Source organism: Streptomyces canarius (genome assembly GCF_014650735.1).
GTDB lineage: Bacteria > Actinomycetota > Actinomycetes > Streptomycetales > Streptomycetaceae > Streptomyces > Streptomyces olivaceoviridis.
Map to the genome: position 1 here is coordinate 50,045 of NZ_BMVN01000026.1, position 14,099 is coordinate 64,143.

Below are 14,099 nucleotides of genomic sequence, written 5' to 3' on the forward strand. Positions count from 1 at the left end.
TACGAGGAGGCCGCGTCCTCCCCGCTCAGAGGCTTCCCGGCCGGACCAGGCCGGTCCTCTTCACCCCCGTCAGGATGGGGGTGGCCTCCAGGGCGGTGATGTGGTCGACGGCGCCGACGGTGTCGCTGAGGAAGCGGTGGAGCGCGTCGAGGCCGGCTGCCGCGACGGCCACGAGGAGGTTGGCGGAGCCGGTGGTGGCCGTGGTGAAGCGGACCTGAGGGTGGTGGCTGAGCTGCTGCCCGGTCTCCTCCACTGCGCCGGGCGCGACGGTGACCCACAGGAGCGCCTCGGCGCGGACGCCCAGCCGGGCCAGATCGACTTCGGTCGCGAGCCTGAGCACCTGGCCACCCACCAGCGCCTCCACCCGGCGGCGGGCGGTGAGCGCGGTGGTGCCGACGCGCCGCGCGAGGTCGGTGCAGGACGCTCGCCCGTCCCCGGTCAGGGCCCTGATCAACTGGTGGTCGAGGGACTGGAGGACGGCACGGGTGGGTGCCGCGGGCGTGTCCGGGCGCAGCTCGGCCAGTTCGGCCTCCGTCAGCAGGCCGCCGCTCCAGTCGAAGACGGCCGATAAGACCCGGAGCAGGACGTGCGAGGTCGGAGCAGTTGGAGAAGCTGGGCATGGTGGGGTCGCACTTCGACGTCGCGTGGGAGGAAGGTCTCGCGGCGCCACCCACTGCGCCGAACTGCCCTTCCTCTTCGACACCTTCGACGCCTACCCCGACAGCCCCGTACTCGCCGGTGCCGGCGATGCCCAGCGCGCGCTGGGCCGCGTGTTCGCGAGCGCTCTCGCCCAGTTCGTCGCCGCCGGAACGGCCGGTGACTGGCCGCCCTACGTCCCCGCGACCGCCGCCCGCATCCCCCACTTCGGCGGAGAGCGGTGAACGACGGTCGCGGAAGACTCGCGGAAGACCTCGATGATGTCGCGGGCCGGGCCGCTGTGGCCGTCAGGCCGGAGTGACCTCGACCGGCAGCTTCTTGATGCCGTTGACGAAGTTGGAGCGGACCCGCGGGACGTCCCCGGCCAGCTTGATGTCCGCCAGTCGGGGAATCAGCTCCTCGAACATGATGCGGATCTCCGTGCGCGCCAGCAGGTTGCCCAGGCACAGGTGGGGGCTGCCCTTGCCGAACGTGATGTGGTCGTTGTTCTGCCGGGTCACGTCGAAGTCGTAGGGGTTGCCGAAGACCTCCTCGTCGCGGTTGCCGGAGGCGAACCACATGACGACCTTGTCGCCCTCCTTGATGCGCTTGCCGCCCAGTTCGACATCGCGGGTGGCGGTGCGGCGGAAGTGGTAGACGGGGGAGGCCCAGCGCAGGAACTCCTCCACCGCCGTCGGGATGAGGGAGGGGTCCTCCTGGAGGCGGGCTAGCTGTTCGGGGTGCTGGATGAGGGCCAGCATGGAGTGGGTGATGGTGTGGCGGGTGGTCTCGTTGCCGGCGACGACCAGGAGCAGGAAGTAGTTGTCGAAGTCCTGCGGGGACAGGGGGACGCCGTCGCGCGGGGTCTCGTTGACCAGCTTGGAGATCAGGTCGGTGCCGGTGCCGCCGCGTCGCTGCCGGGCCAGCTCGCGGCCGTAGGCGAAGACCTCCAGGGAGGCGGGGGAGCGGAAGGGCAGGTCGCGGTACTTCTCGCTCTCCTCGCTGTGCAGCAGGACGTCCGCGTAGTCGGGGTCGGTGTTGCCGATGATGCGGTTGCCCCAGTCGATGAGCTGCTGGTTGTCCTCCGGGGGCACGTCCAGGAGCCGGGCGAGGACGTTGATGGGGAAGTCGGCGGAGACCTCCTTGACGAAGTCGAAGGTGCCCTTGGCGAGGGCCGCGTCCAGGGTGGTCGCGGTCAGACCGCGCAGGAAGTCGGCGTAGCTGTTGATGACGCTCGCGCCGAACTGCCGCTGGAGCAGGCTGCGCAGGGCACGGTGGCGGACCCCGTCCAGCTCCAGGATGGAGGCGCGCTTCTTGATCTGGTCGTCGTCGACCTCTTCGAGGTTGACGAACCTCGTCGAGGTGAAGGTCTCCGCGTCGCGGTCGACGCGGGCGATGTCGGCGTGCCGCGTGAGGGACCAGAAGCCGGAGTTGGGCGCCTCCTCGGGCTGCCAGTGGACGGGGGCCTCGTGGCGCAGGGTGTGGAACATGCGCCACGGGGTGACGCCGTCGGTGAAGTGGTCGAGGTTCGCGAGGTCGACGTCGGCCAGCGGCAGCGGCTCGCGTACGGCGTCGGTCACGGACCGGGCGGTGGTGGTCATGGGCTGTGTGCTCCTCGGTGTCCTGGGCGGGCCGGCGTCACAGGTGGTAGGCGTACTCGGTGAACTCCCAGTCGGTGACGTGCCGTTGGAAGCGCGCGACCTCGTCGCGCTTGTACGCGAGGTAGGAAGTGGTGAAGTCCTTGCCGAGCACCTCGGCCAGCGCCGTGTCCGTCTCCAGGGCGTCGAGGGCCGCGGGCAGGCCCATGGGCAGCACGGCGGACTTCGCGGTGTCGTAGCCGTAGCCCTCCAGCGGTGCGGGGGGCTCCTCGCCGGCCAGCACACCGAGCAGTGCCGCCGCGAGGGTCCCCGCGATCAGCAGGTAGGGGTTGGCGCTGGCGTCGCCGAGGCGCAGTTCGAGACGGGAGCCCGAGCCGCGCTCCGGTGGGATGCGGATCATGGCGCTGCGGTTGTCCAGGCCCCAGTCGATCAGCCAGGGCGCGAGGGTGTCGGGGCCGAAGCGCTTGTAGGAGTTGATCGTCGGGTTGGCCAGCGCGGCCAGTGCGGGGGCGTGGCCGAGGATGCCGGCCACGGCGTGACGGGCGGTGGCGGAGAGGCCGTAGGGGGCGGACGGGTCGTCGAAGACGTTGTCGTCCCGGTCGTCCACGCAGGACAGGTGGAGGTGGAATCCTGATCCGCCGACGCCGTTGAAGGGCTTGGCCATGAAGGTGGCGAGGCGGCCCTCCCTGCGGGCCAGTTCCTTGATCGCCGCCTTGAAGCGGAAGGCGCGGTCGGCGGCGGCCATGGCGTCGCAGTGGGTCAGGTTGATCTCGAACTGCGAGCCGTCGAACTCGTGGTTGCCGCTGGTGACGCCGAGGTCCATGGCGCGCAGCAGGCGCAGGGTGCGCAGCAGGTGGTTGTCCCCGTCGGCGCGCAGGCCCGCCGTGTAGACGACGCCCGCCGCCTGGTCGTAGCGGTGCCAGCCGGCGGGGGTGCCGGGGGCGGCGTCGCAGAGGAAGTACTCCAGTTCCGGGCCGACCACCGGGCGCAGCCCGTGCTCGTGACAGCGGTCGACGACGGCGCGCAGCAGGTCGCGGGGGGACTCCGGGGCGGCCACCCCGGTGGCCGGGTCGGTGACGTCGCCCAGGCAGGTGGCCACTCCGGGCTCCCACGGCAGGGCGGTGAGGGTGCCGAGGTCGGGGCGCACGCAGATGTCGGGCAGACCGGCGTCCAGGCCCCCGGAGACCGGGACCACGTCACCCTGCGGGCTGGTGTGGTAGACGGCACGGCAGAAGGCGAGCCCGTGGTCGCAGGCCGCGGGCAGATGGTCGAGCAGGACGTCCCGGGCGCGTTCGGTGCCGATGAGGTCGGGATAGGTCACCCGGACCACGTCGATGCCCTCGGCGGCCAGCCGCTCCATGTGGTGGTGGACGGGTGAGGTGTCGGATGCGCTCACCGGTGTCTCCTCAAGGGGAAGGGGGCGCCTCCCAGAGCTCGGAGCGCTGGGGGAGGGGAGGGGGCGGCGGCCCCGGACTGCGGAGAGGAGCAGTGGCCGCCGGCTTGTTTGAGGCCAAACGGTAGGGAGGGGTGTCACCTTCCCGCAAGGGTCCTGTCGCAGAAATTTATCCATGCGGATAGCTATTGACCAGGGCCCGGCCCGTTCCTATGTTGTTTGAAGCCAAACGAGTTGGGGGTGCGGGCGATCCGTACCCCTGTGGCCGGGGCCCGGCCCGCACGGTCCGGGCCCCTCTTCCCTCTCCCCGACGCCCCCCTCAGCACCAGGAGGACCGGCCATGAAGGTCGTCGTCGACATGAACAAGTGCCAGGACCACGGCCAGTGCGTCTTCGCGGCACCCGACGTCTTCCGCTTCGACGACGCCGGACATCTGGCCTACGTCCCCGACCCCGACGACGCGCTCCGGGACGAGGTCGAGGAGGCCGCCGACGTCTGCCCGCTCCAGGCCATCCGGATCGAGGACTGAGCCATGAGCGCGACCGTCGTCGTGGCCGGCGCGTCCATGGCCGGCCTGCGCGCGGCCGAGCAGCTGCGCGCCGCCGGCTGGGACGGGCCGATCACCCTCGTCGGGGACGAACCCCACATGCCCTACAACCGGCCGCCGCTGTCCAAGGAGGTGCTGGCCGGCAAGGCCCCGTTCGAGTCGCTCGCCTTCCGGCCCCGGGCCAGCGTCGCGGACGTGCGCTGGCGGCTGGGCACCAAGGTCGTCGCGGCCGACCTGGACCGCCGTGTCGTCACACTCGACGACGGCGAGGCCCTCGCCTACCGGGGACTCGTCGTGGCCACGGGCATGCGCCCGAGGCGGCTGCGCTGCCCCGGCCCCGTCACCGGACGGCACACGGTCCGCACGCTGGCCGACGCCCAGGGACTGCGCGAGGCGCTGACCCGGCCGGGAGCGCGCGTGGTGATCGTCGGCGCGGGATTCATCGGCTGCGAGGTCGCCGCGACCGCCGTGGCCCTGGGCGCCGCCGAGGTCACCGTGGTGGACCCGCTGCCGCTGCCCATGGTCGGCCCCCTGGGCGACCAGCTCGCCAAGGCGCTGCTCAGCCGGCACGAACAGCGGGGTGTCCGCTTCGCCCTCGGCACCGGGGTCACCGGGTTCGAGGGCGACGACCGGGTCACCGGCGTCGTCCTGGCCGACGGCACGGTCCTCGCCGCGGACGTCGTGGTCGAGTGCGTCGGCTCCCTCGCCAACACCGAGTGGCTCGACGGCAACGGCCTCGACCTGACGGACGGCGTGCTCACCGACGGGCACCTGCGGGCCGGCGGACGCCCCGACGTGGTCGCCGTCGGCGACGTCGCCCGCTTCCCCAACGCCCGCTACGACGGCGTACCGCGCCGCGTCGAGCACTGGTCGATCCCCACGGACACCGCCAAGCACGCCGCCCGTGTCCTCGCCGCCCACCTCGGCGGCGGCGACGCCGGACCCGCGCGGTTCGCGCCGCTGCCGACCTTCTGGAGCGACCAGCACGACTTCCGCCTCCAGTCCTTCGGTGCCCCCGCCCTCGGCAAGGACGACGTACGCGTCCTGGACGGCGACCCGGACGGGGACGTCGTGGCCGGCTACCACACCGCAGGCCGCCTCGTCGGTGTCGTCGCCCTCGGCGGCCCGGCCGCCGCGGCAGCCGCCGCCCGCTACCGCGCCGAACTGCTCGCGCAGCCCGCCCTCACCGCGTAAGGAACCCCAAGTGACCAGCGTTCGTGGATACTTCTTCCCCAAGACGGCGACGGGTGCCTCGTCGCTGATCCCCTCCCCGCCCTGGCGCTACTCCGGCGACCTGCTCACCGTCGAGTACCGCACGGATCCCGCCCGGGTGCGTGAACTGCTCCCCGAGCCGCTCGAACTCGCCGACGACGACCCGGGTGCGGTCGCGCTGGTCTGGGCCGACTGGCAGTCCTGCGCCGCCTCCGGAGAGGAACTGCTGGACCCGGTGCGCTCCCAGTACAAGGAGGCCTTCGCGGTCGTCCGCTGCATGTACCGGGGGCAGACCTACAGCCGCTGCGTCCACATCTGGGTGGACAAGGACTTCGCCATCGCCCGCGGACTGCACCAGGGGTACCCGAAGAAGCTCGGCTCCATCCACCAGACCCGCCCGCACCCCTACGGGCCGGCCCCCCGCATCGAGGCCGGGGCCCGCTTCGGCGCCACCCTGGCCGCCGCCGACCGGCGCCTCGCCCAGGCCGTCGTCACGCTGCGCGAGCCGGCGGAGACCAACGGCTTCGTCAACGGCCACCCGATGGCCCACCACCGCTGGCTGCCCTCCATCGAGAAGGGCAAGGGCCTCGCCCTGGACGAGCTGGTCGAGTCCGGCGCCGCTTCCTTCGAGGGCGGGCAGCCCTGGATCGGCGACGCCGACCTGGACCTGTTCGACTCGCCCACCGAGGAACTGGCACGGCTGGAGGTCCGCGAGCCGATCGCCGCGTACTACCGGCAGGTGGGCGTGGTCTGGGACGGCGGCCGACTGCTGGAGTCGAACACCTCCGGCGCCGAGTGATCCCGCACCGCACCCACCCCCAGGAGCCCAGCACCATGAGCGCACACCTCACCACCGTCGCCGGGGTCGCCGTCGACACCCGGCACTGGATCGGCGGTGAACGCGTCGCCTCCGCCGGCACGTTCACCGACGTCTCGCCCATCGACGGCAGCACCCTGGGCGAGATCGCCCGCGGCACCGCGACTCAGGCCGCGGCGGCCGTCTCCGCCGCCAAGGCGGCCTTCCCCGGCTGGGCCGCCACCCCGCGCGCCGAGCGCGCCCGCATCCTGCACGCCATCGCCGACGGGGTCGACAAGCGCCTCGAAGACCTGGCCATCGTCGAGACGTGCGACAACGGCGCCCTCCTGCGCTCCCACCGGCGCGGGGTGATGCCCCGGGTCGCCCACAACTTCCGCTTCTTCGCCGACTGGCTGCTGCGACTGGACCACGAGGACTTCCAGACGCGCGGGCACACCAACCACGTCAGCTGGGACCCCGCCGGCCCGTGCGTCCTGATCACCCCGTGGAACGCGCCGCTGATGCTGGCGACATGGAAGGTCGCCCCCGCGCTCGCGGCCGGCGACACGGTCGTCCTCAAGCCCGCCGAGTGGTCCCCCCTGACGGCCTCCCTCCTCGCGGACATCGCGGCCGAGGCCGGACTCCCGGCCGGCGTCCTCAACGTCGTACAGGGCTACGGCTCCGAGATCGGTGACGCGCTCACCTCGCACCCGGACGTACGGCGCATCAGCTTCACCGGCTCGGTCCCGACCGCGCAGCGCATCGCCGCCTCGGCCGCCGCCAACCTGACGCCCCTCAGCCTCGAACTCGGCGGCAAGTCCCCGCTGCTGGTCTTCGCCGACGCCGATCTCGACCTCGCCGTCGACCTCGCGGTGGAGCAGTACGACAACGCCGGCCAGGTCTGCCTCGCCGCCACCCGCATCCTGGTCGAGGACGCCGTCGCCGAGGAGTTCACCGCCCGCTTCACCGAGAAGGCGGCCCGGCTCAAGCAGGGCGACCCGCGCGACGAGGCCACCGACATCGGCCCCAACATCCACCCCCGCCAGGTCGAGAAGATCGACGGCTTCGTGCGGCGCGCCCTCGCGGCGGGCGCCCGCGCGGTCGTCGGCGGCCACCGCGGGGACGGGCTGTACTACGCGCCGACCCTGCTCACGGACGTGGCGCAGGACGCGGAGATCGTCCAGGAGGAGGTCTTCGGCCCCGTCCTGACGTTGCAGACGTTCACCACCGAGGAGGAGGCGGTCCGGCTCGCCAACGACACCCGGTTCGGCCTCGCCGCCACCGTGGCCACCGGCGACCGCGAGCGCGCCGAGCGCGTCACCGCGCAACTGGTCGCGGGCACCGTCTGGGTCAACTGCTTCTTCGTCCGCGACCTCCAGGCCCCCTTCGGCGGCTCCCGCCAGTCCGGCGTCGGCCGTGAGGGCGGCACCTGGAGCTTCGACTTCTACTGCGACGTGAAGAACACCGTCACCGCGCCGAAGGGATTCAAGGACCATGGGTGAGATCGTCGGGGCGGGCCTGCTCGCGCACGTCCCCACCATCGTGCTCCCGAGGGAGACCCGGCTGGAGCTGAACGAGGGCAAGGAGATCACCCTCGTCACCGGCCTGGAGCAGCTCCGCGAGGACGTCTTCGAGCGCGACGACTACGACACCGTCGTCGTCCTCGACTCGCACTGGGCCACCACCGTCGAGTTCGTCGTCACCGCGCAGGGCCGCCGCGCCGGGCTGTTCACCTCCGAGGAGCTGCCGCGGGGCATGTGCCGGATGCCGTACGACTTCCCCGGCGACCCCGAACTGGCCCGCAACATCGCCTCGTTCGCCGACAGGCACGGCACGTGGATCACCGCGATCGACGACGAGTACCTGCCGGTCTACTACGCCACGATCAACCTGTGGAAGTTCCTCGGCGAGGGCCTGCCGGACAAGCGGTGGGTGACCATCGGCGTCTGCCAGACCGGCGACATGGAGGACCACCTGCGCCTGGGCCGGGCCCTGGCCGACGGCATCGCCGCGACGCCGGGCCGCCGGGTGCTGCTGATCGCCTCCGGCGCGCTCTCCCACACCTTCTGGCCGCTGCGCGAGCTGCGCGACCACGAGTCCAGCGACCCGGCGCACATCTTCACACCCGAGGCACGCGAGGCCGACTCCGAGCGCATCGCCTGGTTCAAGGAGGGCCGCCACGACAAGGTCCTCGACACCATGGACGAGTTCTGGAAGTACCGGCCCGAGGCCAGGTTCTTCCACTACCTGATGATGGCCGGCGCCCTCGGCGAGCAGGCGTGCGTCGCCCGGGCCCGCCAGTACGGCGAGTACGAGAACTCGATCGGCACCGGCCAGGTCCACCTCTGGTTCGACCGCCCGGCCGACGGCTGGACCGGCACCGGCCTGCCCGCCCCGCGCACCCCTCACAGCCGTATCTAGCCGACGCACGTCCTCCAGGAGCACCGACATGCCCGAATACCGCCGCATCCTCCTCGACGGCGCCGCCGTGGAAACCGTCCGGGACGGTGACGAACTGGTCGCCGGAGACGGCCGCCGCGTCAAGGCCGACGAGGCGCGGCACCTCCCTCCGGTCGTCCCCTCCAAGGTGATCGCCGTCCACCTCAACCACCGCAGCCGCGTGGAGGAGTTCCAGATCGGCCTGCCCGGCACCCCGACCTACTTCCACAAGCCGACCTCGGCCCTCAACTCCCACCAGGGCGCCATCGTCCGGCCCGAGGGCTGCAAGTGGCTCAACTACGAGGGCGAGGTCGCCATCGTCATCGGCAGGACGGCGCGCAACATCGCCCCGGCCGAGGCGGGGCGGTACATCGCCGGATACACCGTCGCCAACGACTACGGCCTGCACGACTTCCGCGACACCGACGCCGGCTCCATGCTCCGGGTCAAGGGCTCCGACACCCTCTGCCCGCTCGGCCCCGGCCTGGTCACCGACTGGGACTTCCGCGGCAAGAGGCTGCGCACCTACGTCAACGGCGAGGTCGTCCAGGACGGCTCCACCGACGAGATGACGTGGGACATGCACTACCTCGTCGCGGACATCGCCCGCACCATCACCCTGTACCCCGGCGACGTCCTGCTGTCCGGCACCCCCGCCAACTCCCGGCCGGTGGAGCCCGGCGACGTCGTGGAGGTGGAGGTCGAGGGCCTCGGCCGGCTCACCAACCACATCGTCACCGGCCCGACCGCGATCCGCACCGACGTGGGGGCCCAGCCCACCGAATCCGAGGAGGTGCTGTCCACCGCGCTCGGCGGCGACTGGGAGTTCCGTGGCATCAGGCCGCCCAGGCGTTGACCGGACCGCCGCCGGTAGGGTCGGCGTCATGACCGACTCCGTCGAGCCCGCCGGCGAGCGCCGTCCCCGCAAGCGCGTCAACCACTACGGGACGGGCCGGGCCGCCCTGCTGGACGCCGCCGTCCGCGTGGTGGCCCGCGGCGGGCTGCGCAAGCTCACCTACCGGGCGGTCGCGGAGGAGGCCGGGGTCACCCACGGCCTGGTCGTGCACCACTTCGGCTCGCGAGACGCGCTCATCGAGGAAGCCGTCACCCACGCCGTCCGTACCTCGCTGACCAGCAGCACGCTCGACATCGGCACCGGTGACCCGGACGACTTCGCCGGCGGGCTCACGGACATGGTGGACAGCGGTCCGGAGCTCCAGGCGTTCCAGTACGAGCTGCTCCTCGAAGCCCGGCGCAGGCCGGAGCTGCTGCCGCACCTGCGCAGCCTGTACGAGGAGTACTTCGAGGCCACCCGGCGAGAACTGTCCCGCATGCTCCCCGCCCCGGTGAGCCGCGGCACGTCCCGGCTGGTCTTCGCGGCCCTGGAGGGCCTGGTGCTGCACCAGCTCGTCTTCGGCGAGCGCGAGGTCACCGAAGAGGCGCTCGACGAGCTCAGGACCCTGCTGCGCGGACTGGCCGAGGGGCCGGCCGGGAGCTGACCGGCTTCTCGTCGGATCGTTCGCGCAGGCGGCGGGCGGTGGGGCCGCCCCGTGTCACGCCGAGGTGAGAATGCGCTCTCCCGGGGATTCCCTGCGCCCAACCCCTTGTCAAACGGATAGTTCCGCCCCACGATGAGGCAACTCGTTTGGCCTGAAACGATCCTCCCCTTCTCTGGCAGGTGATCCGAGTGGACAGTCAGACGGCCTCCGCCGAGCGGACCGTACGGGACGCCCCCACTACAGCCACGCTCAAACCCAACGCCCTGGGTGTCCTGGGCATCCTCTTCTTCGTCCTGTCCGGTCAGGCCCCGCTCACCGGAATCGCCGGCGCGGCCCCGATCTCCGTCGCCCTCGGCAACGGATCGGGGACCCCGGCGGCCTACCTGCTGGCCGGGGCCGTCATCCTGCTCTTCTCCGTCGGCTTCGTCGCCATGGGGCGGCACGTCGTGGACGCCGGCGCCTTCTACACGTACATCGGCACCGGCCTGGGCCGGACCGCCGGGGCGGGCAGCGCGAGCGTCGCCCTCTTCGCGTACTGCGTCATCCAGGCGGCGATGTACGGCCTGTACGGCTCGATCGTCAGCGGGCTCGTGGCCGACCACACCCCACTCCACGTGCCCTGGTGGGTGTGCACGCTGGTCACCATGGCCGTGGTCCAGGCCCTGGGCTCCGCGGGGATCGAGATGGGGGCCAGGGTCCTGGCCGTCTTCGTGCTCGCGGAGTTCAGCATCCTGCTGGTCTTCGGCCTGGTCACCCTGTTCAAGGGGGGCGGCCCCGAGGGACTGGGCGTGGCCGACAGCTTCTCCCCGGCGGCGGCCCTCCAGGGCGCCCCCGGCGTCGCCGTGATGTTCGCCGTGGCGTCGATGTTCGGCTTCGAGGCCACCGCGATCTACGGCGAGGAGGCCAAGGAGCCGAAGAAGACGGTGCCGCGGGCCACCTATCTGTCGGTGATCGTGGTGACCGTGTTCTTCGCCCTCACCTCCTGGATGCTGATCTCGGCCTACGGCGCGTCCAAGGCGCCGGCAGCCGCGGGCACGGCACTGGCGAGCGGCGACTCCGCGGGGTTCGTCTTCGCTCCCATAGCGGGACAGTTCGGCGGCTGGATCAACGACGTCCTGCCGATCCTCCTGGCCACCTCCCTGTTCGCCGGCATCCTGACCTTCCACAACTCCGCCAACCGCTATCTGTTCTCCCTCGGCCGCGACCGCCAGCTGCCCGTCTGCCTCTGCCGGCTCAACAGCCGCCTCGCCCCGTGGACCGCGGGCTGTGTGCAGACCGTGATCGCCGTCCTCCTCGTCGTGCCGTTCGCGCTGGCCGGCAAGGATCCGGTGCTCACCCTCTTCTCCTGGTTCAGCGGACTCGCCGTCCTCGCCATGATGCTGCTCTACCTGCTGACCTCGGTGTCCGTGGTGGTGTTCTTCCGCCGCCGACGGGTCGACGGCCGGATGTGGAACACGCTGATCGCGCCCGTCCTCGGCGCCCTCGGCCTCGCGGGCGCGATCTGGCTCATCCTGGCCAACTTCACCACCCTCATCGGCGGCGAGGCGAGCACGGCGTTCTGGCTCGTGCTGTCCGTGCCCGTCGTGCTGGCGCTCGGAGTGGCCAACGAACGCCTCAGGCGACGGCGCACCACCCCCGACGCCCGCTGACACCGGGTGGCCGCCCGCCCGCCCGTCCGTCCGGCGCGCGCCCGCGGCGGGCGGCCGACCGCCCTTCCCACCGCTGACCCCCGCTCTGGAGGACCGCATGACCGTTGCCACCCACGACGAGTGGCTCCGCCGGGCGAAGACGCTCGACCTGCCCCGCACCCATCTCATCGACGGCACCGAGGAAGCCGGGGGCGGCAGCACGTTCACCGTGATCTCGCCGCGTGACGGACAGCCGCTGGCGGAAGTCGCCGACGGCGGCGCCGCCGAGGTCGACGCCGCCGTGGCCGCCGCCCGCCGCGCCTTCGACCACGGCCCCTGGCCGCGGCTCGCCCCCGCCGACCGCGGCCGGGTCCTGCTGCGCGTCGCCGATCTCCTCGAAGCACACCGGTCCGAGCTGGCGCTCACCGTCAGCCTGGAGATGGGCAAGCCCATCACCGACGCCCACGACATCGAACTGCGGGCCGTGATCAACACCTTCCGCTGGTACGGCCAGCTCGCCGGCAAGCTCACCGACGAGTCACCGCACACCGCTCCCGACGCCCTCGCCCTGGTCACCCGGGAGCCGGCCGGTGTCGTCGGCGCGGTCGTGCCCTGGAACTTCCCCCTCACGCTCGCGGGCTGGAAGGTCGCCCCCGCCCTGGCCGCCGGCTGCACGGTCGTCCTCAAGCCCTCGGAGAACTCGCCCCTGTCGGCACTGCTGCTCGGCCGGCTCGCCCTGGAGGCCGGTCTGCCCCCCGGCGTACTCAACGTCGTGGCCGGCGACGGCCCGGTCGCCGGCCGCGCCCTCGGCCTCCACCCCGACGTCGACGTCCTGGCCTTCACCGGCTCCACCGCCGTCGGCCGCCACTTCCTGCGCTACTCCGCCGACTCCAACCTCAAGCGCGTCTGGCTGGAGCTGGGCGGCAAGTCCCCCAACATCGTCCTGCCCGACGCCCCCGACCTCGACAAGGCCGCGGCCACCGCCGCCTGGGGCATCTTCTTCAACCAGGGGGAGATGTGCACCGCGCCCTCCCGGCTGCTGGTCCACTCCTCCATCGCCGAGGACGTCACCGAAGCCGTCGTACGACGCGCCCGTGAGCTGCGTGTCGGCGACCCCCTCGACCCGGACACCGAGATGGGTGCCCTGGTCGGCGAGCAGCACCTCGCGCGCGTGCTCGACCACATCGACGCCGCGCGGCGTGACGGCGCCCGCCTGCGCACCGGCGGCACCCGGATCCTCACCGAGACGGGCGGTGTCCACCTCGAACCGACCGTCTTCGACCAGGTCGCACCGGGCAGCCGGCTGGCGCGCGAGGAGGTCTTCGGGCCCGTGCTCTCCGTTCTTGCCTTCGACGACATCGACCAGGCCGTCAGCCTCGCCAACGCCACCGAGTACGGCCTCGCCGCCGGTCTGTGGACCTCCGACCTGTCCACCGCCCACCGGGTCTCCCGCGCCCTCAAGGCCGGCACCGTCTGGGTCAACTGCTACGAGGAGGGCGACCTCACCGTGCCCTTCGGCGGCATGAAGCAGTCCGGCAACGGACGGGACAAGTCCGCCCACGCCCTGGAGAAGTACACCGAACTGAAGACCACCTGGATCCAGCTGTGACCCACCGCCCGCTGATCGCCGTACCCGCCCGCTTCTCCGCCACCACCTCGGCGCTGCGCTACGCCGCCGAGGTCAACGCGCGCGCCCTGATCGAGGCCGTGTGGCGGGCCGGCGGCGAGCCCGTCACCCTGCACCCGCACGCCCCCGGCGGCACGGCCGACCCCGCCGAGGTCGCCGCCCGCCTCGCCCGCTTCGACGGCCTGCTGCTCCCGGGCGGGGGCGACATCGCCCCCCACCGCTACGGAGCGGCCGACGCGCACGAGGCCGTCTACGACGTCGACGACGAGCAGGACGCCTTCGACCTGGAACTCGCCCGTCAGGCGCTCGCGCACGGCACGCCGCTCCTGGCCGTCTGCCGCGGCCTGCAAGTGGTCAACACGGCCCTGGGCGGCACACTCCACCAGGACATGGGCGGCCCCGGGCGAGAACACCGGCACGTGCGCCACCCCGTCTCCATCGCCCCCGGCTCGGCCCTGGCCCAGGCCACCGGCGTCGACAAGGCGGAGGCGTCCTGCTATCACCACCAGCACGTGGACCGGCTGGGGGAGGGGCTGACGGTCACCGCCCGCGCCGCCGACGGGACCGTCGAGGCCGTCGAACTCACAAGCGGAGGCCCGCTGTTGGCCGTGCAGTGGCATCCTGAGGACACCGCGTACGAGGACCCGGTGCAGCAGCGTCTCTTCGACGCGCTGGTGCGCGCCGCACGCGCGCCGGTCTGACGACGGCAGGGAGGGGGCGAGGG

Annotated in this window: 14 protein-coding genes; 11 read left to right on the forward strand and 3 right to left on the reverse strand. The window is 72.2% G+C overall.

What is annotated here, in order from left to right; genetic code table 11:
• Positions 1-25: 25 nt before the first annotated feature.
• Entirely contained in the window at positions 26-670 is a 645-nt protein-coding gene (locus IE294_RS29945; RefSeq protein WP_229917414.1) for an Lrp/AsnC family transcriptional regulator, read from the reverse strand.
• On the opposite strand from IE294_RS29945, the gene IE294_RS29950 reads away from it, so the two are divergent.
• On the forward strand, positions 645-881 hold the full coding sequence (locus IE294_RS29950) for a hypothetical protein (protein ID WP_229917415.1): 237 nt from the start codon (positions 645-647) through the stop codon (positions 879-881). The genes IE294_RS29945 and IE294_RS29950 overlap by 26 nt on opposite strands.
• A gap of 63 nt (positions 882-944) precedes the next feature.
• Here the strand turns inward: IE294_RS29950 and IE294_RS29955 are convergent, their stop codons facing one another.
• Entirely contained in the window at positions 945-2,237 is a 1,293-nt protein-coding gene (locus IE294_RS29955) for a cytochrome P450 (RefSeq protein ID WP_189891222.1), read from the reverse strand.
• 37 nt (positions 2,238-2,274) lie between these two features.
• Complete coding sequence (locus tag IE294_RS29960) at positions 2,275-3,630, reverse strand: glutamine synthetase family protein (protein WP_189891224.1); 1,356 nt, start codon at positions 3,628-3,630, stop codon at positions 2,275-2,277.
• A 337-nt stretch (positions 3,631-3,967) separates the two neighbouring features.
• On the opposite strand from IE294_RS29960, the gene IE294_RS29965 reads away from it, so the two are divergent.
• From IE294_RS29965 to IE294_RS30010, 10 genes are all read left to right on the forward strand, one after another.
• Positions 3,968-4,156 (forward strand): ferredoxin, encoded by a 189-nt coding sequence (locus IE294_RS29965; RefSeq protein ID WP_014670403.1) that lies wholly within the window; start codon positions 3,968-3,970, stop codon positions 4,154-4,156.
• A 3-nt stretch (positions 4,157-4,159) separates the two neighbouring features.
• Entirely contained in the window at positions 4,160-5,368 is a 1,209-nt protein-coding gene (locus tag IE294_RS29970) for an NAD(P)/FAD-dependent oxidoreductase (RefSeq protein ID WP_189891226.1), read from the forward strand.
• A gap of 10 nt (positions 5,369-5,378) precedes the next feature.
• A complete protein-coding gene (locus tag IE294_RS29975; RefSeq protein ID WP_189891227.1) occupies positions 5,379-6,185 on the forward strand; it encodes an acetoacetate decarboxylase family protein in 807 nt (268 codons plus the stop codon).
• 35 nt (positions 6,186-6,220) lie between these two features.
• Positions 6,221-7,684, forward strand: coding sequence for an aldehyde dehydrogenase (locus tag IE294_RS29980; RefSeq protein WP_189891229.1), 1,464 nt, complete (start codon positions 6,221-6,223; stop codon positions 7,682-7,684).
• On the forward strand, positions 7,677-8,603 hold the full coding sequence (locus IE294_RS29985) for a 3,4-dihydroxyphenylacetate 2,3-dioxygenase (RefSeq protein ID WP_189891231.1): 927 nt from the start codon (positions 7,677-7,679) through the stop codon (positions 8,601-8,603). Before IE294_RS29980 ends, IE294_RS29985 begins: the two co-directional genes overlap by 8 nt.
• A gap of 28 nt (positions 8,604-8,631) precedes the next feature.
• Positions 8,632-9,477 (forward strand): fumarylacetoacetate hydrolase family protein, encoded by an 846-nt coding sequence (locus tag IE294_RS29990; RefSeq protein WP_189891233.1) that lies wholly within the window; start codon positions 8,632-8,634, stop codon positions 9,475-9,477.
• Between the two features lie 28 nt (positions 9,478-9,505).
• Positions 9,506-10,120: a TetR/AcrR family transcriptional regulator gene (locus IE294_RS29995; RefSeq protein ID WP_189891235.1), complete on the forward strand. Its 615-nt coding sequence runs from the start codon at positions 9,506-9,508 to the stop codon at positions 10,118-10,120.
• A gap of 188 nt (positions 10,121-10,308) precedes the next feature.
• The gene (locus tag IE294_RS30000; RefSeq protein ID WP_189891237.1) at positions 10,309-11,769 is read left to right on the forward strand and encodes an APC family permease; all 1,461 of its coding nucleotides are present in this window, start codon (positions 10,309-10,311) and stop codon (positions 11,767-11,769) included.
• Positions 11,770-11,866: 97 nt separating this feature from the next.
• Complete coding sequence (locus IE294_RS30005; protein ID WP_189891239.1) at positions 11,867-13,357, forward strand: aldehyde dehydrogenase; 1,491 nt, start codon at positions 11,867-11,869, stop codon at positions 13,355-13,357.
• Positions 13,354-14,076: a gamma-glutamyl-gamma-aminobutyrate hydrolase family protein gene (locus IE294_RS30010; RefSeq protein WP_189891241.1), complete on the forward strand. Its 723-nt coding sequence runs from the start codon at positions 13,354-13,356 to the stop codon at positions 14,074-14,076. The genes IE294_RS30005 and IE294_RS30010 overlap by 4 nt, the downstream gene beginning before the upstream one ends.
• The last annotated feature ends 23 nt before the right edge of the window (positions 14,077-14,099 follow it).